Source organism: Frankia casuarinae (assembly GCF_000013345.1).
Classification (GTDB): domain Bacteria; phylum Actinomycetota; class Actinomycetes; order Frankiales; family Frankiaceae; genus Frankia; species Frankia casuarinae.
The window spans coordinates 347,187-370,880 of sequence record NC_007777.1 but is presented as its reverse complement, the minus strand read 5'-3'; the positions used below and the strand labels follow the sequence as shown (position 1 = coordinate 370,880).

The following is a 23,694-nucleotide window of genomic DNA, read 5'->3' as shown; positions in this document are numbered from 1 at the left end:
CGGGACGACCGTGATCTCCGGGATGACCGAGACCTCCGGGACGACCGTGATCTCCGGGATGACCGTGATGACCGGGACCTTCGAGACGACCGGGAGCACCGGAGAGAGCATTCCCGTTCAACATCATCAGCCCGGGTGGCTCGGGCCGGACGGCGGCCGTCCGCGCCCGGTGCTGGACGTCGTCATCCCCGTGTACAACGAGGAGAACGACCTCGCCCCCTGCGTCCGACGGCTGTACGCCCACCTGACCGGGACGTTCCCGTACCCCTTTCAGATCACGATCGCCGACAACGCCAGCACCGACGGCACCCTGGCCATCGCCCAGGCGTTGGAGAAGGAGCTCCCCGAGGTCGCCGCGATCCACCTCGAGGCCAAGGGCCGCGGCCGGGCACTGCGGGCGGCCTGGGGCCTCTCGCCCGCACCGGTGCTCGCCTACATGGACGTCGATCTGTCGACCGACCTCGCCGCGCTGCTGCCCCTGGTGGCTCCGCTCATCAGCGGCCACTCGGATCTCGCTATCGGCACCCGGCTCTCCCCCGCCTCCCGGGTCGTGCGGGGACCGCGCCGGGAGGTGATCTCCCGCTGCTACAACCTGATCCTCCGCAGGACCCTGGCGGCCCGGTTCTCCGACGCGCAGTGCGGCTTCAAGGCGATCCGCGCCGACGCCGCAGCGGGCCTGCTACCCCTGGTGGAGGATAGCGGCTGGTTCTTCGACACCGAACTGCTCGTCCTGGCCGAACGGGCCGGGATGCGCATCCACGAGGTCCCGGTCGACTGGATCGATGATCCGGACAGCCGCGTCGACGTCCTCGCCACGGCCATCGCCGACCTGAAGGGTGTGGTCCGCCTCTTGCGGGCGTTCGGCAGCGGAAAGCTGCCGCTCGCCAAGCTGCACCAGGAGTTCGGCCGAGGTCCGCTCACCGCCGGCCACGCCGAGGAGGGCAAGGTCGTCGAGGTCCCGGGGGTACCGAAGGGACTCGCCGGTCAGCTCCTGCGATTCGCCGCGATCGGGGTCGCCAGCACGCTGTCCTATCTGGTGCTCTTCGTCCTGCTGCGGACAGTCACCGGGGCGCAGATCGCGAACCTGCTGTCGCTGCTTCTCACGGCGGTCGCGAACACCGCGGCGAACCGGCGGCTGACCTTCGGTCTCACCGGTCCGCGGCGCGCCGGTCGCCACCATCTGCAGGGCCTGGTGGTGTTCGCCGTCGGCCTCGGCCTGACCAGCGGTTCGCTCGCGCTCCTGCACGCGGCGAGCACGAACCCCGGCCGCGGCCTCGAACTCTCCGTGCTGGTGCTGGCGAACCTGGCCTCCACGGTCATCCGGTTCCTTCTGCTACGCGCCTGGGTTTTCCGCCCGGACCGGGAGGCGAGGAACGTGGCCGGGATGCCCCCGGCCACGACACCCCCGCGGAGGCGGGCCCCGACCGGCGAGATCAGGAACGCAGAGTAAGCAGCAGGTCGCCGACCTCGACGGAGTCGCCGCTGGAGCGGACGAGCTCCACGACGGTCCCGCCCACCGGGCTGGTCACCGCGGCCTCCATCTTCATCGCCTCCACCACCGCCAGCCGCTGGCCCTTCGTCACCGTGTCGCCCACCGCGACGCTGAACGTGACGATGCCCGGCAGCCCGGCGCCCACCTGGTTCGGATCGGCGGCGTCCGCCCGACGGGCCGCCGTGGTGGTGGCCGTGATGGACGCGTCCCGGACCCGCACCGGCCGGGGCTGGCCGTTGACCCGCAGGTACAGGGTGCGCATCGCGGAGTCGTCCGGTTCGGAGAGCGTCTCCAGCTCCACGATGATCTCTACCCCGGGCTCCAGGGTGACGGTGAGCGGAACGCCAGGCCGCAGCCCGTACAAAAAGCCGTCGGTCGGGACCACGGAGGAGTCCCCGTAGGCGTCCACCGCCCGCAGATAGTCCTTCCACGGGCCGGGGAAGAGCAGCCTGGACAGGGCCACCCGCCGGGCCCCCGGGAAGGAGAGCTCGTCGGCGTCCGCCGCGTCGAGGTCGACGGACGGCGGCGACGGACGGCGCCCGGCCAGCGCCCGTTCCCGGAACGGTTCGGCGAAGCCTGCCGGCGGCGTGCCGAGTTCACCCGCGAGGTAGCCGAGCACGCTGGCCGGCAGGTCGAACTCCTCGGGATGCGCACGCAACCGGTCCACGTCGACGGATCCGCCGGCGATGAACAGAGCCAGGTCACCGACGACCTTGCTGGTCGGCGTCACCTTGATGGGCTTGCCGAGCAGCTCGTTGGCGATCGCGTAGCACTCGGTGACCTCGGCCCACCGGTCCCCCAGTCCCAGCGCGATCGCCTGCTGACGCAGGTTCGTCAGCTGGCCGCCGGGAATCTCGTGCCGGTACACGGCCCCGGTCGGGGCCCGCAGCCCCGCCTCGAACGGGGCGTAGAGGTCGCGCACAGCCTCCCAGTACGGCTCCATCGCGGACAGCGCGGACAGCGCGATGCCGGTCGCCCGGGGAGTGTGGTCGGTCGCCGCCACCAGCGCGGACATGTTGACCTGGCTGGTGCCGCCGGACATCGGCGCGGCGGCGGCGTCCACCGCGTCCACCCCGGCCGCGGACGCCGCGAGCAGGGTGGCGAGCTGGCCGCCCGCGGTGTCGTGGGTATGCAGGTGGACGGGCCGGTCGAAACGCTCCCGCAGGGCCGTCACCAGCGTGGCCGCCGCCGCCGGGCGCAGCAGTCCCGCCATGTCCTTCACGGCAAGCACATGCACACCCGTCTCGACGAGCTCTTCGGCGAGGCGCAGGTAGTAGTCGAGGGTGTAGATCCGCTCCGCCGGGTCGGAGAGGTCACCGGTGTAGCAGAGCGTCCCTTCGGCGATCGCCCCGGTACCGAGCACCGCCTCGATCGCCGGGCGCATCTGCTCGATGTCGTTCAGCGCATCGAAGATCCGGAAGATGTCGACGCCGGTCGCCGCGGCCTCGGCGACGAACGCCCGGACGACGTCGTCCGGGTAGGGGGTGTACCCGACCGCGTTGCGCCCCCGCAGCAGCATCTGCAGGCAGATGTTCGGCGCGGCCTGGCGCAGCGCGGCGAGCCGCTCCCACGGATCCTCCGCGAGAAAGCGCAGCGCGACATCGTAGGTCGCCCCGCCCCAGGCCTCCAGGCTCAGCAGGTTCGGCGTCAGCGCGGCGTACGACGGGGCGGCCGCCAGGATGTCGAAGCTGCGCAGCCTCGTGGCCAGCAGCGACTGGTGGGCGTCACGCAGGGTGGTGTCGGTGACGGCCAGCGCCTCCTGGGCGCGCAGCCACGCCGCCCAGCCCGCCGGCCCGAGCTCCGTCAGCAGCTGCCGGGATCCCGCCGGCGGCTGCGTGCCGCCGGACGCCGTGCCGCCGGACGCCGCCACCTGCGCGGGCGCGGGCGGCAGCAACTCCCGGGGGTCGGTCAGGGCGACCGCCGGGCGCGGGAATCCGTTCACCGTGCTCTCGGCGAGGCGAGCCAGCAGCCGGCTGGTCGGGTCCGCCCCCTTGCCGGGAGCGAGCAGCTCCGGCCGTTCATCGATGAACGACGTGCTCACCCCGCCGGCGAGGAAGCCGGGGTCAGCGAGGAGCCGCACCAGGAAGTCGATGTTCGTGCGCACCCCGCGGACCCGGAACTCGTTCAGCGCCCGCCGGGCGCGCCGCGCCGCCTTCTCCAGCGTGTTACCCCGGGTCGTCAGCTTCACCAGCAACGAGTCGAAGTACGGGCTGACTTCGGCCCCCGGGTACGTGGCGCCGTCGAGGCGCACCCCCGGACCGCCGGGTGACTGGTAGAAGCTGATCGTCCCGATGTCGGGCCGGAAGCCATCCGAGGGATCCTCGGTGGTGACCCGGCACTGGATGGCGGTGCTGCGCAGGACGATCTGCTCCTGGGTGAGGTTGAGGCCGGCCAGGCTCTCCCCATCAGCGATCCGCAGCTGCGCCGCGACCAGATCAACCCCGGTGACCTCCTCGGTGACCGTGTGCTCGACCTGGATCCGGGGATTCATCTCCATGAACGTGTACCGGTCGTCGGCGCCGAGAAGAAACTCGACCGTGCCCGCATTGACATAGCCGACATGCCGGGCGAACCGCACCGCGTCGGCGCAGATGCTCGCCCGGACCGCCTCGTCGAGCTGCGGCGCCGGGGCGATCTCCACGACCTTCTGGTGCCGGCGCTGCACCGAGCAGTCCCGCTCGTACAGATGGATGATGTTGCCGTAGGCGTCGGCCAGGATCTGGACCTCGATGTGGCGCGGCCGGTCCACCGCCTGCTCCAGGAAGATCGTGCCGTCCCCGAAGGCGGCGGCGGCCTCCCGGGACGCGCTCGCCACCGCGTCGGCGAGGTCGGCGGGGCGTTCCACCCGCCGCAGGCCGCGCCCCCCACCACCGGCGGAGGCCTTGACGAACAGCGGGAAGCCGACCTCCTCGGCGGCGGCGAGCGCCCCGGCGCCCTCCGGCAGCGGCACCGAGGCGCGCAGCACCGGCAGCCCGGCGGCCAGCGCGGCGTCCCGGGCGGCGACCTTGTCTCCGGTCAGCCGCAGGACCGCCGGGGGCGGTCCGACGAAGGTGACGCCGGCGGTGGCGCACGCATCGGCGAGCACCGCCGACTCCGACAGGAAGCCGTAGCCGGGGTGCAGCGCGTCGGCCTCCGCCTGCTTGGCCACGGTGAGCAGGGCATCGATGTCCAGGTATCCGCGCACCGGGTGCCCGGGGCCACCGATCTCGTAGGCCTCGGACGCCTTTGTCCGGTGCAGCGCGGAAACGTCTTCGGGCGTGTAGACCGCCACCGTGCGCAGGCCCAGTTCCTGAGCGGCTCGGAAAACACGGACGGCGATCTCGCTACGATTTGCAACCAGTACCTTACGCACACGCGCCTCCTCGGACGGGTGCGCATCATTGTGGGGTGTGCAGGCCCCTACGTGCCAAAGTAACGTCTCAAGGGCCACCTTCGACAGATGGGCATAACGTCGGGACCCATGACGGCCCGTATCGTAGTGTTCGGCGCGACCGGTTACACCGGCCGGCTGGTGACCGCGGAACTCGTGGCTGCCGGGCACCGACCTGTCCTCGCCGGCCGCACGGAGACCAGGGTCCGTGCCCTCGCCGCCGCCTACGACGGCCTGGAGACCACCGTGGCTGACGCGGCCGACGTGGTTGACGCGGCCGACGTGGTTGACGCGGCCGACGGCGCGTCGCTGGCCCGCCTGCTCGGGCTCGGCACCGGGGACGTGCTCGTCTCCACGGTGGGCCCGTTCCGCCGGTTCGGGCGACCGGTCGTGGCGGCGGCGGCCGCGGTCGGCGCGCACTACCTGGACTGTTCCGGGGAGGGCGCGTTCCTGCGGCACGTCTTCACCGAGGTCGGCCCGCGAGCGGCGGCGTCCGGGGCGGCGTTGATCCCCGGCGCCGGCTTCGACTTCGTCCCCGGCAACCTCGCCGGAGCACTGGCCCTGCAGGCGGCCGGCGGCGAAGCCCGCCGCCTCGACGTCGGCTACCTCGTCATGGGCGCTCTCGGGATGAGCAGCGGAACGCGGGCGACCCTGCTGGCCGCGCTGACCGAGCCCGTCATCGTGCTGCGCGGCGGCGTCCTGGTCGAGCGCCCGCTCGCCCGCGAGGTGCGGTCCTTCCGGTCGTCCGGCAAGGTCACCGGCGGGTCGGGCGGCAGGCGGGGACACCCGGCGGTGCTGTGGTCGGGAGGGGAGCCGTTCACCCTGCCCCGGCTCGCACCGGCGCTGACCGACGTCGCGACGTACATCGGCGGCGTCGACCGCGGCATCCGCGTGGGGCAGGCACTGTCGTTCCCCCTGTCCGGGCTGCGTCGTTTCCCGCCGAGCCGGGCGCTGCTGGCCGCCGCCGCCCGGTCCGCCCTGCGGACGACCGGCCGCGGACCGGACCGGGCGGCGCGGGCCCGCGCCGGGGCGCAGGTGTTCGCGCTCGCCCGGGACGCCGCCGGCCGGGAACTCGCCACCGTGCGGCTGGAAGGTCGCGACCCCTATGCCTTCACCGCTCGGATCATGGCATGGATGGCGGGACATCTCGCCGCGGGCACCGTCGCCCGCGCCGGCGCGCTTGGCCCGGTCGACGCCTTCGGCGTCGAGGACCTGGAGCGGGCCGCCGCCGCGGCCGGACTGCGCCGGGTGGGCTGATACCCGGTCAGCACCGCCGGCAGGTCAGTACCGCCAGCGGGTCGCCGCGACGACGGCGGCCGGGGCGGCCTCGGCGAACCGGTCAATCTCCGCGCGCCGGACGGCGGCGACCGTGTCGTGCAGCTCCCGTCCCAGGGCGCGGTGCAACACCTCGTCGACCTCGAAGGCGGCGACCGCCTCGCCCAGGCTGGTGGGCAGGCGCCGGATGCCGCGGCGGGCCCGTTCGGCGGGGTCGAGCGAGGCCGGGTCAACGTCCACCGGCTCCGGCAACGTGGCCGCCGCCGCTAGCCCCGCCTGCCCGGCGGCCAGCAGACCGGCCACCAGAAGGTAAGGATTCGCGGTGAGGTCGAAGGATTTCACCTCCAGGTTCGCCGCCTGGCCGACCGCGGCCGGCGGCCCGGGGATCATACGCAATGCGGCCTCCCGGTTCTCCCGACCCCAGCAGGCGTGGACACCCGCCCACGTCGATGGCACCAGTCGCAGGTAGGAGGCGACGCTCGGGGCGCCGAGAGCCATCAGCGCCGGCAGCCGGCCGAGGATCCCGGCGGCGAACGCCTCCCCGGCAGCGGTCAGTCCGAGCGGCCCGTTGCCACCCGCCATGAGGTTGATCCGGCCCGGGCGGGCGGAGCCCCCACCGGTTCGGGCCAGGCCACCTGGGTACGGGCCGTCCGGGTACGGGCCGTCCGGGTACGGGCCGCCGGAGTTCGCCCCGCCCGGGCCTCCGCCCGAGGCCGTGGGCCGGGGCGGGGCCGGCGGCCGGTCGGGATCGTCGCTCCACAGGCTCAGATGCACGTGGCCGCCGTTGCCCACGTTGTCGACGAGAACCTTGGGGGCGAACGAGACGCGCAGGCCATGGCGCCTGCTGACGCCGCGCACCGTCTCCTTGACCAGCACGCATGTGTCGGCGGCGCCGAGGGGATCCTGCGCGGCGACGGACACCTCGAACTGACCGGCCGCGTACTCGGGATGGATCTGCTCGACGACCAGCCCCTCCTCGGTGAGCGCGGTGACCACATCCCGCAGGTAGTCACCGAGTTCGGCCACCCTGATCATCCCGTACGCCGGCCCGGAAGCGGCCGGGGCGAACTCGTCGGAACCGGCCGGGGAAACGGCCCATTCGACCTCGAACGCCATCATCGCCGTCAGGCCGTGCTCGGCGAGCAGGGCCGTCTGGAGGCGGACGAGTTCCCGGCCGTCCTGCGGGTGCGGTCGGCCGTCCTGGTCGCGACGGTCGGCGGGGGCCCAGGCCCAGCCGGGCTGGGCGGCGAGGGGTGTCAGCCGGTCCAGGTCGGGATGCAGCCGCAGATCCCCGACGGGACCCCCGGCGTAGCGCCCTGTCGTGATCGAGTCATCGGCGCCGAACACGTCGAACACCGGCGACACGCCGACGCCCCACACCGCCGCCGCGTCGAGTCGGCCGATCGGCACCCCCTTCATCCGAGTGATGCCGCTGTTGTCGACGTAGGTCACCGCAACACAGACGACGCCGCGTACCTCCAGGTTCGTCGCCGCATGCCGGGCCGCCGAGGCGAGCCGATCACGCCTACGATCCTCTCCGGCGATGATCCGAGGGGCGAACTCGTCCAACGCAGGCTCGTTCATCCTCACCTTCCCCACGGGTCTCCCCTGTCCCCATGGTCGCGCGTACGCCTGCCGGACGCCGGGCGGGGCGCACGGCACGGCGGCGCCTCACTCTCCCGCGATGTTACGGAGAGCGACAAAATTCGGCCGGATCGAAGGAGAAGCCAGCTGTTCATAACAAGCGCTCCGAGCGTTGTCCACAGTTGCCGCCGACGCAAGAAGAGATGAAAACACGGCAACATCATCGACTTTCGGAACGACTGTCCCCAGGAAGCCAGGAGTAATCCACAAGTTATCCACAGGGCCGCCGTGGACTTGGGGATGACCGAGTGTGTCCAGTACGGTCAGGCATGACCCCACCTTCCAGGGGGGATCATCGATGGGTGGGCCGCCCGGTGGAACCGTTCGTAGATCACGAGCTCGTCGACCATCACTGCCATGGTCTGGTCGGCCGCGATCTGACTCGCCCGGAATTCGAAAGCATGATCACTGAGGCGGAACACCCCGGACCACCGGGGACGACGCTGTTCGACAGCCAGATCGGCTTCGCCCTGCGGCGCTGGTGCGCGCCGGTGCTCGACCTGCCGGCGCATGCCGCGCCGGAAGACTACCTCGAACGCCGGGCGGAGCTTGGCCACGCCGAGGTGCACCGGCGGCTGCTGCGTGCCTGCGGGATCACCACGTTCTGCGTTGACGCCGGATTCCAACCGGAGCCGCTGACCAGCGCCGCGGAGCTGGCCGAGCTCGCCGGCGGACGCGGCGTGGACGTGGTGCGGTTGGAGCGGGTCGCCGAGCAGGCCGCGGTCGACGTCATCACCGGGCAGATCGGCATGACCCACCTCGCCGACACCGTGCGGGCCCGGCTCGAGTCCACCCGCCCCACCATGGTCGCGGTGAAGTCGGTCGCGGCCTACCGCGGCGGCCTGGAGCTGCCCGCACAGCGACCGACCGACCGCGAGGTCGCCGCCGCCGCTCGCGGCTGGATCCACGAGATCCGCGCCGGCGCCCCGATCCGGCTGACCGACCCCACCCTGCATGCCTTCCTCATCTGGTGCGGGGTCGACGCGCGGCTCCCCATCCAGATCCACGTCGGATACGGGGACAGCGACATCGACCTGCGCCGGGGCAACCCACTGCTACTCACCGGCCTGCTGCGGGCGATAGCACCGACCGAGGTCAGTGTGCTGCTGCTGCATTGCTACCCGTTCCACCGGGAGGCTGGCTACCTGGCCCAGGTGTTCCCGAACATCTACCTTGACCTCGGGCTCGCCATCCACAACTGCGGCCGCGGCTCGGCCGGCCTGCTCGCGCAGGCACTCGAACTCGCCCCGTTCGGCAAGTTCCTCTTCTCCACCGACGCCTTCGCGCTCGGCGAGCTGTACCTGCTCGGGGCCGTCCTGTTCCGGCGTGGGCTGTCGGCGTTCCTCGCGGCGGGCGTCGCCGACGACGCCTGGACCGCGGCGGACGCCAAGCGGGTCGCCCGGCTCATCTGCGCGGACAACGCCCGCCGCGTCTACAACCTGTACAACCCGCCCTGACCAGCACGGGCGGCTAGGCGGTCAGCCTGCGGCGGCCGGCGGGCAGAGGCAGAACGGGTGACCGACCGGGTCGAGAAGCACCCGCCACCGGTCCCCGCCCGGCTGGAACTCGGCCTGCCTCGCCCCGAGGCCTTCCGCCAGGGCGATGGCGGCCGTCAGGCCGGCGACCCGGAAATCCAGGTGGAACTGCTGCGGGGCGTCCTGGTCCGGCCAGCGCGGCGGCTGGTAGCCCGCCACCCGCTGGAAACCGATCATGATCTCGGTCCCCGGTGGGGTGAGGTATGCCCAGGCCCCCTCGTCGTCGGCGCCGGCGACGCCCCAGCCGGTCAACGTGCCGTAGAAGGTCGCGAGCTCCTTCGCGTCCGGACAGTCGAGCATCAGTCCGGCCCAGGTCACCGCCGCGTCACTCGCGAAGCCAGCACTTGCGGACCCAGCCGCCGCACCGGTAGCGGCCGTGTCCCCGGTCCTGTCCACACCCGTCTCCCGAGCCGGGTCCGTTCCCGCCATGGCGATCTCCTTCGCGTTCCGGTGTCGATGCGTCGGATCCCATCCTCGAAGCCATACCTGACTTCTCCTGGCAGGTATGGCCCGGGGAGAATCGGGCATGCGTGCCAGCCGGCTCCTCTCCGTCCTGCTGCTGTTGCAGACCCGTGGGCGGCTCACGGCGCGTGAGATCGCCGACGAGCTCGAGGTCTCCGTGCGGACGGTCTACCGGGATCTGGAGTCCCTCGCCGAGGCCGGGGTTCCGGTGCTGGCAGACCGCGGTGCCACCGGCGGGTACCGGCTGCTCGACGGCTTCCGCACCCGGCTGACCGGGTTGACCTCCGGCGAGGCCGACTCCCTGTTCCTCGCCGGCATGCCGGCGGCCGCCGGCGAGCTGGGGCTCGGCACGATGCTCGCGGCGGCGGAACTGAAGCTGATGGCGGCGCTGCCCGAGCAGCTGCGCGAACGGGCCGGCCGGGTGCGGGAGCGCTTCCATCTCGACGCGCCCGGCTGGTTCCGGGCCACCGAGGACACGCCGCTGCTGACCGAGGTGGCAGCGGCGGTGTGGGAGCAGCGCCGCGTCCGGGTCACCTACCGGCGTTGGCGGGCCCCCCGCGAGATCATCCGCCACCTCGAACCGCTCGGCGTGGTCCTCAAAGGCGGCACCTGGTACCTGGTCGCCAACGTCGCACACGGCACCCAGGGCGTAGGCCTGGCCGAGGACGCTGGCAGCACCCGAGACCCTGACGGCACCCGAGCCGCAGGCGCCACCGAGAGTGCGGACGGCAGCGGAGGCACGGAACCGGCGGGCGGGCCGGCCACTCTGCCCCGGGTGTACCGGGTCGCGAAGATCCTCAGCCTTGAGACGACCACCGAGACGTTCGAACGGCCGCATAGCTTCGACCTCGGCGCCTACTGGGCCGGCTGGACGGCCCGCTACGAATCCGAGGTCTACCGGACGCGGGCGACCGTGCGGCTTTCCCCGACCGGCGTGACGATGGCCCCCTTCCGGCTACCCCCGGCGGTCGCCCGCGCCGTCCGGGAGACGGCGAGCGCACCGGAGGAGGACGGCTGGGTACGCGCGGTCGTGCCGATCGAGTCCGTCCGGCACGCCGAGCGCGAGCTGCTCGTACTCGGCCCGGATCTGGAGGTGCTCCACCCCCCGGAGCTACGCGAGGCGGTGACGCGCGCCGTGGGCGCGCTCGCCGCGCTATACGGCGCACCGGCGCCGGGCAACGACGGAAGTCGCAGGCCCGTCGCCGGGAACCACAACCTGCCGGCACCCTGACTGCCGGCACCCTGAAGCCTCCGGACGCCGCGTGGCGCCTCGGCGCTTCGTCTGAATCACTGGGATGACGCCGGCACCAGGCTGCCAACCTTCACGGACGGCGGATGTCCACGCCCCTTACTCAGCGTCCATCGAGGAAGCGCTGAGCGGGACGAAGCAGCGGCTTCGACGGTCGCCAACCTCCCAGAGGGGGCTGAATCCAAGCCCGCGCGACCTGGAAGATCAATTGATCATGGCCGCGACCAGAACAATGATCGTATTTGGTCCTCGTCCAGGCTCCGCGTGCATCTCTGGACCCTGGGACATAGAGCCGCTGGTCACCGATGGTTCCGAACAGCACATCTTCCACTCGAAGATCCTTCCGGACGCGTCGTATAGGTGATGCCAACCCCTGCCATTCATGGAGCACGTAGACTTCTGGCGTGGTCAGAGGAAGCTACGACGTGGTGATCGTGGGCGCGGGCCCGGCTGGGAGCGTGGCCGCCTTCGCATTGAAGCGACGGAACCCCCGCCTTCGCGTACTCCTGACCGACAAGGCTGTTTTCCCGCGTGATAAGGCATGCGGTGACGGCCTCGGCGCAGGGGCAGTTGCGGCCCTGCGCCGCCTAGGCCTGCTTGGTGTTGTCCATGACGCCATTTCACCACTGAGCGTGCGAGTCAGCGGACCTGACGGAACCGAGGCGACGGCGGTCGGCCCGACAGTCGCCGGCCGCGATCTTTCCGGATACGTACTTCCACGTGAAATCCTCGACGCGCGTCTCGTTGCTGCGGCACGCGAGGTCGGAGTCGAAATGCGAGAAGGAACATCATACCATTCATCGGAGCTAACCGGCAACAGCCGGGTTATCACATTCAAGACCGGTTCGAGATCGAACTCCGTCGAGGCAGCCCTGATGATCGGTGCCGATGGTGCCTATTCTCGGGTACGACGCGATCTTGGAGTCGGCCGCCAGGATGACCGATTCTCCTCGATCGCCATGCGCTCATATGCCAAGTTCTCGGATCCGCGCCGCGCCCCGCAGGAGGTTATGCCGCTCCGACTCGACTTCAGTGACAAGGTACTTCCTGGCTACGGATGGGTGTTTCCTGTCTCCGACGATGTCGTCAATCTCGGTGTGGGTCTACCGGTATCCACTATGCGGGAGAAATCGTTGAACCCGCACAATCTGCTCAGCGCCTACGTGGAGGATCTACGGGCCCGAGGGTTCATCGTCGAAGAGCCGAACAAGCTACTCTCACATTATCTCCCGCATGCCGGAAAACTGGCTCCGATGGCGCATCCCCGCGCCGCACTCATCGGAGACGCCGCCGCGAGCATCAACCCTCTCAGTGGCGAAGGTATTGTCTACGCGATGGTAGCGGCGGAGATGCTCGCCGCAGCCCTCGAAGGCTGGAATGGGCTGGGCCACGCAGAGCTCAGCGGTGGCCTTCAGCTCTTTGAGCAGAAATTTAGACGGCGCTTTCGATTGCACTTCGCCAGCTGTACAGTGGCAAATATACTCATGGGCCACAGGAGATGGGCTAATCTGGTTATCCGGGCAGCGTCTCGAGACAGCCACGTTATGGACGCAGCATCTCTTATGCTCTTCGATGAACGCCGTATGTACCTGTCCACAGGGGCCCGAATCCTCATCCGCGGCACACGGAGATGATGTCCGTTCTAACGAGAAGATCCACCGGTGCGTGTTTATACAACCGGTGCCAGCACAGCGTTACCCGCCATCAGTCTCAAACACTAGCGTCCACTTCCTCCGTAAGTCCGTATAGTCGGATCACGGATGCGGTCGCCACAAGAGTTTTTAACGCGGATGGCTACCGCTCGTCGAGGGCGCTGCTGTCAATGGCGATATTCGGCGCAGGACCCTCTATTATATTTGTCGTCTGGATGCTTTCCCCTGCCCGAACCCACCTTCCTCACCACCTCACACCGGTGATGTGGTCAGCCGGCACATGGATCATGCTCGCGCCTGCTTTGATCGTGCTGTGGGAGGCCGGCTTTGAGAGCCTGATGTGCGTGGTCGACAACTCTAATAACATCGCAAATGATATTCGCGAGCGCATGGCCCGAGCCGTGCTGGCCATCGATAAAAAGTACCCCTTCATAGCATCGCTTCTGATGGCGGCCATCATCCTAGGCTACTGCTTCAATAACCGATTCTTTCGCGATCAGATAGGTAGCGGTAATATTGGCTCCTCCGATTTCTTCGCCGGCCTCTTTGTGGTCACCACACTTGGGTACGCCTTCGGTGTTGGCATATGGGCCGTCGCAAAGTCTTTGATCGTCGCCCGGATAGGCATCCAGGACACCATCCAATGGCATCCTTTTGGACCAGACGCGAGCCACCTCCTCAATGCCTACTCCACCTACAGCTACCGGACGGGAATTATGTTCAGCAGCGGTGGCTTGTTTCTACCCGGCGTCTACATCATCTCTGGGCAGATTAATATTATTGGACGCATTCTGGCCGCACTGGTCGCCGCGCCGCTCGTTTTCGGGAGCCTGCTCTGCTTCCTCTATCCGACCCACCGGATCTATTTCGTGGCGAAGAGGCAAAAAGACGATGCACTAGGGAGGTTCGGAGAGGTACTCGAAGCCGCTCAGCGTGAGGCCCTACAAGGCAGCGGTGACATGAACTCTCTGGCGTCGAGGGTCCAGACCCTACTGTCCCTACGCGCCGCCATCGCGAGCGAGCCGAACTTTCCTGCATCCATCCTTCTGATCGTTCGCGCGGGATCATTGTTCCTAATACCGATCTTCATCGGTTTCCTCCAGGCTGCGCTGGGGGCTGCCTTTCTAGGATGACGTCACCGAAGGACGGCCGGACGGCTCGGCGGTCAGCCGGCGGGTGCGGGCAGCAGGAACCGGAAGACCGTGCCGGCGCCGACGGCACTGGACACCTCGACCCGGCCGCCGTGGGCGGCGGCGGTCGCCGCGACGATGGACAGCCCCAATCCGTTGCCACCATGCCCCCGGGCCCGGCTGTCCGCGGCCCGGTAGAAGCGGTCGAACACGTGCTCGGCGACCTCCGGTGGCATGCCCGGCCCGTGGTCGATGACGTGAAGCTCCGCGCCCCCGGGGGTCCCGGGGCCGGCGGGGCCGGTCGGCGCGGCGTCCGCTGGCAGCGCCTGCAGCCGCACCTCGATCGGCGTCTCGGGCGGGGTGTGGACGCGGGCGTTGGTCAGGAGGTTGCCGGCGAGCTGGCGCAGCGCGTTCTCGTCGCCGAGGACGACGCAGCTCGCCGGGAGCTCGGCGCTCACCGGGCGCTCGGGGGCCGCGACCCGCAGGTCGGCGACGGCGTCGCGGACGAGCCCGGCGAGGTCGATCCCGGCCCGCCGCATCGGTCGCTGCTCGTCGAGGTGGGCCAGGTACAGCAGGTCGTCGACAAGGGTGCTCATTCGGGCGGCCTCCTCCTGGACCCGGCGTAGCGCGTCATCCGCGTCGACCGCCGTCACCATTCCGCCGCGCAGCAGATCGGCGTAGCCGCGGATCGAGGTCAACGGCGTCCGCAGCTCGTGGGAGGCGTCGGCGGCGAAGCGGCGGAGCTGCTCCTGGGATGTGACCCGGGCGGCGAACGCGGCCTGGATCTGGCCGAGCATCGTGTTGAGGGCCGTGGCGAGCTGACCGGTCTCCGAACGGGCCGACCCCGCCGGCACCCGCCGGTCGAGATCCCCCCCGGCGATCGCCGACGCGGTGGAGATCATCTGACGCAGTGGGCGCAGGCCACGGGTCAGCCACACCCAGGCGAGCACGGCGATCGCGGCAAGCACCGTGAGACCCACCGCAACTTCGATCATCACCAGTCGGTGGACCGTCTCCGTGACCGGCTTCAGCGGCAGCGCGACGAGGACCCGCGGCCCGCGCGGACTGTCCCGGACGACCGCTCGGTACCGCTCCCGGTCGGCGATGACGGTGAACGGTGTGGCACCCCGGTCCCCGGCGGCGTCCAGCAGGGGCGTGGCCGGCGGCGTGGGAGTCACCGAACCCGCGATGCGCAGCACCGTCCCGTCCGTCCGCCGGATCTCCACCAGGTAGTCGGTCGGCGCCACGGCCCGCTCCACCCCGGCCCGGCCCAGCGCCTCCCACCGGGACAGATAGACAGCGGCCGGCAGGCCGCCCAGCACCCGCGCGCGGGTGAGCTGCTGGTCGATCCGGTCGTCCAGGTAGGCACGCAGCGCGAACACGCTCGCCCCACCCACGATGACCAGTCCCAGTGCGGTCAGCGCGATCAGGCCGGACATCAGCTTCAGGCGGAGCGTCACCGGTTGGACCCCGCCACCGGAAGGCGCAGCACGTAGCCAAAACCGCGCTGGGTGTGGATGAGGGACGGGCCGTGCCGGCCGAGCTTGCGCCGCAGGTAGCTGACGTACTGGTCCACGATGGTCGACTCGCCCCCGTAGTCGTAGCTCCACACCGCGTCGAGGATCTGGGTCCTGGACAGCACCCGGTTAGGGTTGGTCAGGAAGTACCGCAGCAGGGAGAACTCCGTCGGCGACAGGTCGATCGGCTCCCCGGCGCGGCGGACGAGATGGGCGTCCGGGTCAAGTTCCACGTCGGCGAACCGCAGCGGGGACGGCGGCGCGGGTGCCGGTTCGGCCGGCGGAGGTGACGTCCGGCGCAGCACGGCCCGGACCCGGGCGAGGAGCTCGTCGACGGCAAACGGCTTGGTGACGTAGTCGTCGCCGCCGTAGGTGAGGCCGGCGATCTTGTCCCGGTGAGCGTTGCGCGCGCTCAGGTAGACGACGGGTACCGGGTGCCCGTCCGCGCGCAACCTCCGGCAGATCTCGAAGCCGTCGATGTCGGGCAGCATCACATCAAGGATCATCAGATCCGGCCGGGCCGCGACGGCCAACTCAAGCGCCGCCCGACCGGTGGTCGCGGTCAGGACGTCGAAACCATGGAAACGTAACGCCATCCGCAGCAGATCGACGATGTTCGGCTCATCGTCGACGACCAGCACACGCGGGGCAGTGGACATGTCCGGCTCCCTGGACGCGACCTCGATGCGGCGGGTGGACGGCGATGCGAACGGCGATGCCGGCATCGTCCGCATCGAGTTCATCCGAGCATCATGAGAGTTCGGTGTGAGCCGGATGCCGACCGGGCGCGCCGGGACTGTCCGCCCGGGCCTCCTCGCCGGGCCTGGCGAGGAGGCCCGGTCCCGCAGCGGGACTGCCTCGGCGGAACAGTTCCACGCTCGGTAATCCACACCCGCGGGACATGGTTAACACATGATCCCTCTGGAACAGTTCCCCAATGAAATCACTCACGGACATCGACCTGATACGCGATCTGGAGCCCGTCGCCGAGGCCAACCTGAACCGGCATCTCGGCGTCGCTGCCGAATGGATGCCGCACGAGTACGTACCCTGGGGCGAGGGCCGCGACTTCGACAGCCTCCCCTGGGAGCCCGGGCAGTCGAAGCTTTCGCAGATCGCGCAGATCGCGTTCGAGGTCAACCTGCTGACCGAGGACAACCTGCCCAGCTACCACCGAGAGATCGCGGACGCGTTCGGCCAGGACGGCGCCTGGGGAAGCTGGGTGCACCGGTGGACCGCCGAAGAGGGGCGCCACTCCATAGCAATGCGCGACTACCTCCTGGTCACCCGGGCGGTGGACCCGATCGCCCTCGAACGCAACCGCATGTACCAGATGGGCAAGGGCTACGACAGCCGGAACAAGTCCCCGCTGGAGGCAACGGTGTACGTCTCCTTCCAGGAACTGGCGACCCGGGTGAGCCACCGCAACACCGGCCGTTTCTGCGGGGAACCGATCGCCGAGAAGCTGCTCACGCGGGTGGCGACGGACGAGAACCTGCACATGATCTTCTATCGGAACGTGATCGCGGGGGCGCTGGAGCTCGACCCCTCGCGTACTGTGGTGGCCATCCGCGACGAGCTCGTCAACTTCCAGATGCCCGGCACCGGCATCCGTGACTTCGGCCGCAAGGCGATCCAGATCGCCCGGGCCGGCATCTACAACCTGCGCATCCACCACGACGACGTGGTGTTGCCGGTCCTGCGTCACTGGCGGTTCTTCGACCTGGAGGGCCTGAATGGCGAGGCTGAGAAGGCCCGCGAGGAGGTCTCCGCCTTCGTCACCGGGCTCGACGCCCTCGCGACGCAGCAGGAAGCGAAGCTGGCGCGGACCACGGAACGTGCCACCCGGCGAGCCAAGGCGCTGGCCTCGGCCTAACGCATAACCTGCATAACCTGCATAACCCGGAAAACCCGGAAAACCCGGAAAACCCGGGATGGTCTCACTGTCCGTAGCGTCCCTACCGGGTGGCGAGGTGTTCGCAGATCGTGTCGACACCAGTCTCCCGGTCCACCACCAGCCACGGGGAGACCCAACTCCGGGCCGCCAGCTCCTCGTACATCCGCGCGCACCGCTCCTGCAGCCCGTCGTCGGATTCGAAGGTGTCCAGCGCCCGCCCCCGGTCGGCCCCGGCGCGGGCGAGCGTACCCGCCCGCGCCGTCCCCACCGGGATCCGCAGCAGGACCTGGAGATCGGGCACCGGCAGCGCGAGCGCGCCGAGTTCCAGCTCGGCGATCCAGGCGGGAAAGCTCTCCCGCTCGGTGGCCGGCAGCCGCGCCGCGCCGTACGCCGCGTTCGACGCCACGTAACGATCGATGATCATCAGATCGTGCGTACGGACGAGAGCGTCGAGTTCGGGACGGGAGTTGGCCCGGTCGAGCGCGAACATCATCGCGCTCGCCCGGGGGGAGGCCGCGAGCGGCGCAAGCCGCGGATCGCCGGCCAGCAGGCCACGCACCGCCGGGCCGAGGGGCTCGGTCGCATAGCGGGGATAGGCGAGCGTCGCGACGCTGCGGCCGGCGGCGGTGAGGCGGGCGACCAGCCGCCCGGTCAGCGTGTTCTTGCCCGCGCCGTCAACGCCTTCGATCGCGAGGATCATCCTCCTGGCACCTCCCCGCCACCGGCCGTCGTGAGCCCTCGGGCCGCGACGGCCACCCTCAGGCCGCAGCGTAACCGTAACAAGGAGACAATCCGTAACAAGGGCATCGCAAGGACACGTCGAAACCGGTCGACCACCGGCCGGGCGCTTCCTCCTCCCGGCTGCGTCCCGGCTCCCGGCTGCGTCCCGGCCCGTACGCCGGATACGTCCAGTGGCGGATGTCGGCACGACGGCGGCTCGCTACCGTCGGAGAGATGGTAGAGGCCAGGCGCGGCATCTTCCCGGTGATCGGTGACCTCCTGTTCACCGCGTTCATCGCGGCGGCGTTGCTCCGCGGTTCCGGGGAGGTTGGTGCCGACCAGGTGCCCCCCTCCCGGCCGTTGGATGCCTTCGCCTACGTGCTGCTCGCCCTGCTGGCCGCCGCCATCCCCCTGCGCCGCCGGGCTCCGTTGGCCATGCTGATGGCCACGAGCCTGCTCCTCGGCGGCTACCTCGGCACCGGCTACCCGCACGGCCCCGCCTTCTTTCCCGTGATCGTGTCCGGGCTCGCGGTCGGGCTGCGCCACGACCAGCGGACGACGAGCCGAGCCGTGGGGGTCTGCGTTCTGCTGATCTTCCTCGGCTCGGTCGTCGCGCTACTGCGGGGATATGCCGACGGCGGCTGGAAGTTCGGCATCACGATGATCGGGACGGTCGCGTCCTGCACCGTCCCCGCCTTCGTGGGCGCCCTGATCAGACTCAACCGCATCGCCTCTGCGCAGGCCAAGGAGGAGGCGACCCGCCGCCGGATCGAACAGGAACGGCTGCGGATGGCTCGCGAGGTCCACGACGTCGTGGGCCACAGCCGGTCCATTATCTCCCTACAGGCCGCGGTGGCGCTGCATGTGCTGGACCGGCGTCCCGAGCAGGCCCAGGTGGCCCTGGAGGCCATCCGCCGGACGAGCGTCGACGCGCTGGACGAGCTGCGGGCCACCCTGGCGCTCACCCGGGCCGGCCGGCGGGCGGACCCGGCGGCGGCCGCGGACTCCGTCACCGCCGCCGCCAGCGCCGCCGCCACCACCAGCGCCGCCGCCGCGTCCTCGACGGATACCCGGGAGGGGGGACCGGCAGGGCCCGCGAGGCGCCTGACGAGCCGCCCAGGACCCCGTTGACGGGACTCGGCCGACTCCCGAGCCTGCTGCGCGAGGTCCGGCTCTGCGGGGTGCCCGTCGAGCTCGTCACGCAGGGAGACTCCCAGGATCTCACGGGCCTGCCGGCGGACCTCGATCTGGCGGCCTACCGCATCATTCAGGAGTCGCTGACCAACGTGCTCCGGCACGGGGAGCCGAACGGAGTACGGGTGCGCGTCACCATGGGGATCATCGACGGCCGGCTCGTCGTCGACGTCACCGACCAGCCGGGCACGGCCGCGGAGCTCGGCGGAAGCCTCACCGCCGGACCGGTCCGGGCCGGCGGTTGGCAGGTCCGGGCCGAGCTTCCGGTGCATACCGGCGGCGGCCGGACGTTCCCCAGCTGGGTGACCCGCTCGTGATCCGGGTGGCGGTGGCCGACGACCAGCCGCTGGTGCGGCTCGGGCTGCGGGTACTCATCGAGACCGAGGACGATCTGGAGCTCGTCGGCGAGGCCGAGGACGGTCGGGCCGCGGTCGAACTCGTCCGCGCCACCCGACCCGACGTCGTGCTGCTCGACATCCGCATGCCGGTCCTCGACGGGCTGGCGGCGCTGCGGACGATCGTCGAGGATCCCGACCTGGCCGCTACCCGGGTCGTCATGGTCACCACCTTTGAGCTGGACGAATACGTCTTCGAGGCGTTGCGGGGCGGCGCCTCGGGCTTCGTGCTCAAGGACACCGAGGCCGCCGACCTGCTGCGAGCGATCCGGGTCGTCGCCGCGGGCGAGTCTCTGCTCTCCCCGACGGTGACCCGACTCGTCATCGAGACCTTCGCCCGCCGGCCAGCCGCCGTCGCCGCCCCGGACCTGCGCGGGCTGACCGTGCGGGAACGCGAGGTGATGAGCCTCGTCGGCCACGGGCTGTCCAACGACGAGATCGCCGCCCGACTGGTGATCAGTCCGGCGACGGCCCGCACCCACGTGAGCCGGGTGATGGTGAAACTGGCGGCGCGGGACCGGGCCCAGCTCGCCGTCCTGGCCCACCAGGCCGGCCTCGTCTGAGCCGGCTGGGCGTACCCGGTGCTGCGTCACATTGCGTACGACGATGCCGCCGCTGGACGGACGACGTGAGGGGGCGGCCACACCAGTCTGATTCCCATGATGACAACCACTGGCGGGCCCGGTTCGCCATCACCCGGCGCCACCCGGCCCGGCACCACCCGGCCGGTACCTGAGACAGACCGGCCGGCCGCCGTCGACGTCCAGGGTCTGACCAAGCGTTACGGGCGCCGGACCGTCGTCACCGGTCTCGACCTCACGATTCCCGAGGGGGTCGTCGCCGGATTCGTCGGGCCCAACGGGGCCGGCAAGCCCGCAACTGAAGTAGCTGATTGCTCTATTTGATCTACCGCCGGGCGGTCCCCTACGCGCGGAGCACCGGGAGTCAGCCTCCAGTGGATCTAGCCCGTCAGCATGACGGGAGCCGGGGGCCATGTGTCGTGTCTCTCGCGCGGCTCCGAAAGTCGTCATGGGGTCTGGCCGATTTCGGGCCTCAGAAAGTCAATCCCGGGCCTACGAACTTGCGGGACGTCCTGAGCAGTCGGTGGGAATTCTTGCGGGCCTCTGCTACGCTCCGCATCGGAGGTGACGGCATGCCCGACATAATGCCTGGTGACAGGATTGCCCAGATACGGCGTAGGCGCTCTCTCTCACAGGAAGAGCTAGCCGCACGCTCTGGTGTCAGCGTCGCCGTAATCAGAAAGCTAGAGCAGAATCGACGGGCGGGGGCTCGAATAGAAACGCTTCATGCGTTGGCCCGTGGTCTGAACGTTAAGACCTCTGAGCTTTTCGATAACGGCGAATCTGTGGCCAGGGTGACCCGCAAAGTCTGTTTGTGCAGGTAGACGGTGTGAGACGGGGTGCGGGGGGCTGGGGCCGGTGGTGGTGTGAGGATCCGGGCCCGGCTGCTGTTTCGTCGCTGTGAGTAGCGCGTGTGAGGGTGGGTTCCGGCGCCGGCGGAAACGCCACCGATGACGTTCTGTGACAGCCGGTGGGGTGGGTGGGGCGGTGGGGCCGTGGGGTCCGGGGGAACAACGGCGGGCCACCACGGTGAGGGTGGCTGCGGTGAGGCAACGGGGTCCCGGTAGGACGGGGATTGCCTAGATCACCAGCCGTAGGGAGCCCCGTTGCCGGTCCAGTCTCGCATGCCCGTCACTCCCACCGATCTCGGACAGGCCGGGTCGGGGCAGCTGGTCCGGATGCGGCGGTCGCTGCGGGTCCTGGGGGCGCACGGCGGTGAGGTGCAGGGGCTCGCCGACGTACTCGCCGGGGTGCCTGACCCGCGGGACCCGCGAGGGATACGTCACCGGCTCCCGGTGATCCTGGGACTGTCCGCCGCAGCGGTCGCCGCGGGGGAGAAGTCGGTGGAGGAGATCGCGGCCTGGGCTGCGCACGCCCCGACGCAGGTCCTGACCGCTCTCGGGGCGCGGGTCCATCCGGTGACCGGGCAGCCGCAGGCACCGTCGGTGGACACGATGATCCGGGTCCTGTCCGCGGTGGACAGCTCGGCGCTGGCGAGGGCGGTCGGGATGTTCGCCGCGGCCCGCGCCCGCCAGGCCCGTGGTGGTGGGCGGCGGGTGGTCGCGGTCGACGGGAAGACCCTGCGTGGCGCGGCTGGGCCTGAGGGGCGGGCACCGCACCTGCTCGCGGTCGCCGAACACGGCACGGGTGTGGTGCTCGCCGAGCATGAGGTCGGCGCGAAGACGAACGAGGTCACCGCGTTCGCACCGCTGCTCCGCGAACTGCATTCCCATGATCCGCTGGATGGGGTGGTGGTGACCGCTGATGCGTTGCACACGACCCGCGCCCACGCCGACCTGATCGTCACCGAGCTGGGAGCGCACTTCGTGTTCACGGTGAAGGCGAACACCCCGGCGTTGTCGGTCGACTGCCACCAGGCGACCGACTGGACGAAGATCCCGATCGGGCACAGCGCCGAGGGCAGGGCCCATGGACGGTTCGAACGACGCACCATCCAGCTGGCCCAGGCCAGCGAGGCGATCCGTGCCCGCTATCCCCATGCCCGCACCGTGGCGCGGATCCGCCGTCATGTCCGGCGGACCGTGACCACCGGCACGGGCCGGGCCCGGGTCACCCGGACGATCCCGAGCACTGTCACGGTCCACGTCCTGACGAGCCTCACCCTCGACGCGGTCACACCCGCTGATCTCGCGGGCTACGCCCGAGGGCATTGGACGATCGAGAACAAGGTCCACTGGGTGCGCGATGTGACGTTCCGTGAGGATGCCTCGCGGGTTCGGACCGGCCCACTGCCCCGCATCATGACCACACTCCGTAACCTGATCATCGGGCTGATTCGCCTCGCTGGCCATAACCGCATCGCCCCGACCATCCGCAGAATCCGACACGACAACGCCCTGCTCCTGGCCATCCTCACTCTCGACAACCCCGCTGACCTGCATCAATGACTTTGCGGGTCACCCTGAATCTGTGGCGCCGCGGGACTCTCTTCAGGAACCTAGTCTCTGGGCACTGCGGAAGACGCTAATGCCTTCGTCGGATAGCCTGAATTCTGCCCCCGCCAGCGAACCACCCGCGCTAGACGAAATTGGCAAAACCTTGGCTCGGGCGGGGCGCGCTTACAACAGTTCTCGCTATCAGCTCGCCGCTACAGAGCTGCCCGGGATACTCGATGCGGCACAAGTAGCAGTGTCGCACTATGACGGCGACGATGAACTAACCGCATTGCGCTATCTGGCTCAGGCGTACCGCCTTGCAGGGGCCGTACTCATCTACCTTCGACACGAAGACCTCGGCTATTGGTCTGTGATGAAGGCAAAGGAGACGTCATCCCGTGCGGGTAGCGAAATCCTAGATGCGACCGCCACCGGCGTGCTGTCATGGTATCTACTAAGACAAAGGCGCTTCGATGAAGCGGAAGAAATCGCGGTACGCGCTGCCGAAAACATCGAACCTTCGATGACCAAGGCCACACCTCAGCATCTCTCGGTGTGGGGAACATTGCTTCTTCGAGGTAGTAGCGCGGCATCCCGAAATAACCGGCCTGATACATCGCACGAACTGATCCAACTTGCTCGCATGGCGGCTGTTCGGGTCGAGACCGACAGGATAGATTACGGGCCGCATGCATGGATCTCTTTCGGGCCGACTGTGGTCGAGACGGCATCCGTTGAAAACACTCTTATAGGTGGCGATCCGTCTCTAGCACTCCACCTGGCTCGGTCCGTCCGACCATCGAAGAAGATGTCTTCGGGTAGGTGGTCTCGCCATCTACTGACCGTGGCCGAAGCGCAGGTCTCTACGCATAATTACCCGGGTGCAACGAGAACTCTGGTGAGCATCCGAAAGTCTGCTCCCGAATGGCTGAGAAATCAACGGACGGCGCATTCATTGGTCGGCACATTGTTGGATGCTACCGGCGTCCGCACCGCAAAGAGTAGTGGCCTTAGCGAGATGGCCGACTTCATGGACCTCCGACCATGACAATATCCCTGGTCGCAACGATTCGAGATCAGCCGTCCCACACTTTCGAGAGTCTTCACCGGTTGTAAGCATCCTGCAACTGGACAACGCCGTACCTCCGCCCGAAGTCCTCAAGGTTCCGGGCGGGTACGGCGAGA

The 23,694-nt window shown here is 69.5% G+C and carries 19 protein-coding genes; 13 read left to right on the top strand and 6 right to left on the bottom strand.

Annotation, left to right across the window (positions count from 1 at the left end; genetic code table 11):
• The first annotated feature begins 67 nt into the window (after nucleotides 1-67).
• The gene (locus FRANCCI3_RS01585) at nucleotides 68-1,450 is read left to right on the top strand and encodes a bifunctional glycosyltransferase family 2/GtrA family protein (protein ID WP_011434783.1); all 1,383 of its coding nucleotides are present in this window, start codon (nucleotides 68-70) and stop codon (nucleotides 1,448-1,450) included.
• Here the strand turns inward: FRANCCI3_RS01585 and FRANCCI3_RS01580 are convergent.
• Nucleotides 1,434-4,844: a pyruvate carboxylase gene (locus FRANCCI3_RS01580; RefSeq protein ID WP_011434782.1), complete on the bottom strand. Its 3,411-nt coding sequence runs from the start codon at nucleotides 4,842-4,844 to the stop codon at nucleotides 1,434-1,436. The genes FRANCCI3_RS01585 and FRANCCI3_RS01580 overlap by 17 nt on opposite strands.
• Before the next feature lie 108 nt (nucleotides 4,845-4,952).
• Between FRANCCI3_RS01580 and FRANCCI3_RS01575 the strand changes: the two genes are divergently transcribed.
• Nucleotides 4,953-6,119 carry a saccharopine dehydrogenase NADP-binding domain-containing protein gene (locus FRANCCI3_RS01575; protein WP_108913708.1) on the top strand — a complete coding sequence of 389 codons (1,167 nt, stop codon included), beginning with the start codon at nucleotides 4,953-4,955 and terminating at the stop codon, nucleotides 6,117-6,119.
• A gap of 24 nt (nucleotides 6,120-6,143) precedes the next feature.
• On the opposite strand, the gene FRANCCI3_RS23080 is transcribed toward FRANCCI3_RS01575, so the two are convergent.
• Nucleotides 6,144-7,721 (bottom strand): glutamine synthetase family protein, encoded by a 1,578-nt coding sequence (locus FRANCCI3_RS23080; RefSeq protein WP_011434780.1) that lies wholly within the window; start codon nucleotides 7,719-7,721, stop codon nucleotides 6,144-6,146.
• Between the two features lie 362 nt (nucleotides 7,722-8,083).
• Here FRANCCI3_RS23080 and FRANCCI3_RS01565 point away from each other — a divergent pair, with 362 nt between their 5' ends.
• Complete coding sequence (locus FRANCCI3_RS01565) at nucleotides 8,084-9,238, top strand: amidohydrolase family protein (protein ID WP_011434779.1); 1,155 nt, start codon at nucleotides 8,084-8,086, stop codon at nucleotides 9,236-9,238.
• Nucleotides 9,239-9,259: 21 nt separating this feature from the next.
• Here FRANCCI3_RS01565 and FRANCCI3_RS01560 read toward each other — a convergent pair whose 3' ends face one another.
• Nucleotides 9,260-9,745: a VOC family protein gene (locus FRANCCI3_RS01560; protein WP_011434778.1), complete on the bottom strand. Its 486-nt coding sequence runs from the start codon at nucleotides 9,743-9,745 to the stop codon at nucleotides 9,260-9,262.
• A gap of 97 nt (nucleotides 9,746-9,842) precedes the next feature.
• On the opposite strand from FRANCCI3_RS01560, the gene FRANCCI3_RS01555 reads away from it, so the two are divergent.
• From FRANCCI3_RS01555 to FRANCCI3_RS01545, 3 genes are all read left to right on the top strand, one after another.
• A complete protein-coding gene (locus FRANCCI3_RS01555) occupies nucleotides 9,843-11,009 on the top strand; it encodes a helix-turn-helix transcriptional regulator (RefSeq protein ID WP_011434777.1) in 1,167 nt (388 codons plus the stop codon).
• 422 nt (nucleotides 11,010-11,431) lie between these two features.
• Nucleotides 11,432-12,661, top strand: coding sequence for a geranylgeranyl reductase family protein (locus FRANCCI3_RS23915; RefSeq protein WP_011434776.1), 1,230 nt, complete (start codon nucleotides 11,432-11,434; stop codon nucleotides 12,659-12,661).
• 188 nt (nucleotides 12,662-12,849) lie between these two features.
• Nucleotides 12,850-13,812 carry a hypothetical protein gene (locus tag FRANCCI3_RS01545; RefSeq protein ID WP_011434775.1) on the top strand — a complete coding sequence of 321 codons (963 nt, stop codon included), beginning with the start codon at nucleotides 12,850-12,852 and terminating at the stop codon, nucleotides 13,810-13,812.
• Nucleotides 13,813-13,844: 32 nt separating this feature from the next.
• Here FRANCCI3_RS01545 and FRANCCI3_RS01540 read toward each other — a convergent pair whose 3' ends face one another.
• Both FRANCCI3_RS01540 and FRANCCI3_RS01535 read right to left on the bottom strand, forming a co-directional pair.
• Nucleotides 13,845-15,269, bottom strand: coding sequence for a sensor histidine kinase (locus tag FRANCCI3_RS01540; protein WP_011434774.1), 1,425 nt, complete (start codon nucleotides 15,267-15,269; stop codon nucleotides 13,845-13,847).
• Entirely contained in the window at nucleotides 15,266-15,985 is a 720-nt protein-coding gene (locus tag FRANCCI3_RS01535) for a response regulator transcription factor (RefSeq protein ID WP_011434773.1), read from the bottom strand. The genes FRANCCI3_RS01540 and FRANCCI3_RS01535 overlap by 4 nt, the downstream gene beginning before the upstream one ends.
• A gap of 278 nt (nucleotides 15,986-16,263) precedes the next feature.
• Here FRANCCI3_RS01535 and FRANCCI3_RS01530 point away from each other — a divergent pair, with 278 nt between their 5' ends.
• Nucleotides 16,264-17,202: an acyl-ACP desaturase gene (locus FRANCCI3_RS01530; protein ID WP_011434772.1), complete on the top strand. Its 939-nt coding sequence runs from the start codon at nucleotides 16,264-16,266 to the stop codon at nucleotides 17,200-17,202.
• A gap of 82 nt (nucleotides 17,203-17,284) precedes the next feature.
• On the opposite strand, the gene FRANCCI3_RS01525 is transcribed toward FRANCCI3_RS01530, so the two are convergent.
• The gene (locus FRANCCI3_RS01525) at nucleotides 17,285-17,923 is read right to left on the bottom strand and encodes a dTMP kinase (protein ID WP_011434771.1); all 639 of its coding nucleotides are present in this window, start codon (nucleotides 17,921-17,923) and stop codon (nucleotides 17,285-17,287) included.
• A 254-nt stretch (nucleotides 17,924-18,177) separates the two neighbouring features.
• Here FRANCCI3_RS01525 and FRANCCI3_RS01520 point away from each other — a divergent pair, with 254 nt between their 5' ends.
• The 6 genes from FRANCCI3_RS01520 (at nucleotide 18,178) to FRANCCI3_RS25815 (ending at nucleotide 23,557) form a co-directional block, all read left to right on the top strand.
• A complete protein-coding gene (locus FRANCCI3_RS01520; RefSeq protein WP_049760813.1) occupies nucleotides 18,178-19,074 on the top strand; it encodes a histidine kinase dimerization/phosphoacceptor domain-containing protein in 897 nt (298 codons plus the stop codon).
• On the top strand, nucleotides 19,071-19,454 hold the full coding sequence (locus FRANCCI3_RS01515; RefSeq protein ID WP_011434769.1) for a sensor histidine kinase: 384 nt from the start codon (nucleotides 19,071-19,073) through the stop codon (nucleotides 19,452-19,454). The genes FRANCCI3_RS01520 and FRANCCI3_RS01515 overlap by 4 nt, the downstream gene beginning before the upstream one ends.
• A complete protein-coding gene (locus tag FRANCCI3_RS01510) occupies nucleotides 19,451-20,095 on the top strand; it encodes a response regulator (RefSeq protein ID WP_011434768.1) in 645 nt (214 codons plus the stop codon). The genes FRANCCI3_RS01515 and FRANCCI3_RS01510 overlap by 4 nt, the downstream gene beginning before the upstream one ends.
• A 590-nt stretch (nucleotides 20,096-20,685) precedes the next feature.
• A complete protein-coding gene (locus tag FRANCCI3_RS28880) occupies nucleotides 20,686-20,937 on the top strand; it encodes a helix-turn-helix domain-containing protein (RefSeq protein WP_083503398.1) in 252 nt (83 codons plus the stop codon).
• Between the two features lie 300 nt (nucleotides 20,938-21,237).
• On the top strand, nucleotides 21,238-22,521 hold the full coding sequence (locus FRANCCI3_RS01505; RefSeq protein WP_049760812.1) for an ISAs1 family transposase: 1,284 nt from the start codon (nucleotides 21,238-21,240) through the stop codon (nucleotides 22,519-22,521).
• Nucleotides 22,522-22,600: 79 nt separating this feature from the next.
• Complete coding sequence (locus FRANCCI3_RS25815; protein WP_131728979.1) at nucleotides 22,601-23,557, top strand: XRE family transcriptional regulator; 957 nt, start codon at nucleotides 22,601-22,603, stop codon at nucleotides 23,555-23,557.
• Nucleotides 23,558-23,694 lie beyond the last annotated feature (137 nt).

What these genes read in the sequence shown, in the direction of transcription:
- FRANCCI3_RS01585 (WP_011434783.1), top strand. Translation starts at nt 68, where the DNA reads ATGACCGGGACCTTCGAGACGACCGGGAGCACCGGAGAGAGCATTCCC.
- FRANCCI3_RS01575 (WP_108913708.1), top strand. Translation starts at nt 4,953, where the DNA reads ATGACGGCCCGTATCGTAGTGTTCGGCGCGACCGGTTACACCGGCCGG.
- FRANCCI3_RS23080 (WP_011434780.1), bottom strand. Translation starts at nt 7,721, where the DNA reads ATGAACGAGCCTGCGTTGGACGAGTTCGCCCCTCGGATCATCGCCGGA.
- FRANCCI3_RS01560 (WP_011434778.1), bottom strand. Translation starts at nt 9,745, where the DNA reads ATGGCGGGAACGGACCCGGCTCGGGAGACGGGTGTGGACAGGACCGGG.
- FRANCCI3_RS01555 (WP_011434777.1), top strand. Translation starts at nt 9,843, where the DNA reads ATGCGTGCCAGCCGGCTCCTCTCCGTCCTGCTGCTGTTGCAGACCCGT.
- FRANCCI3_RS01545 (WP_011434775.1), top strand. Translation starts at nt 12,850, where the DNA reads ATGGCGATATTCGGCGCAGGACCCTCTATTATATTTGTCGTCTGGATG.
- FRANCCI3_RS01535 (WP_011434773.1), bottom strand. Translation starts at nt 15,985, where the DNA reads ATGTCCACTGCCCCGCGTGTGCTGGTCGTCGACGATGAGCCGAACATC.
- FRANCCI3_RS01530 (WP_011434772.1), top strand. Translation starts at nt 16,264, where the DNA reads ATGAAATCACTCACGGACATCGACCTGATACGCGATCTGGAGCCCGTC.
- FRANCCI3_RS01525 (WP_011434771.1), bottom strand. Translation starts at nt 17,923, where the DNA reads ATGATCCTCGCGATCGAAGGCGTTGACGGCGCGGGCAAGAACACGCTG.
- FRANCCI3_RS01520 (WP_049760813.1), top strand. Translation starts at nt 18,178, where the DNA reads ATGGTAGAGGCCAGGCGCGGCATCTTCCCGGTGATCGGTGACCTCCTG.
- FRANCCI3_RS28880 (WP_083503398.1), top strand. Translation starts at nt 20,686, where the DNA reads ATGCCCGACATAATGCCTGGTGACAGGATTGCCCAGATACGGCGTAGG.
- FRANCCI3_RS01505 (WP_049760812.1), top strand. Translation starts at nt 21,238, where the DNA reads ATGCCCGTCACTCCCACCGATCTCGGACAGGCCGGGTCGGGGCAGCTG.
- FRANCCI3_RS25815 (WP_131728979.1), top strand. Translation starts at nt 22,601, where the DNA reads ATGCCTTCGTCGGATAGCCTGAATTCTGCCCCCGCCAGCGAACCACCC.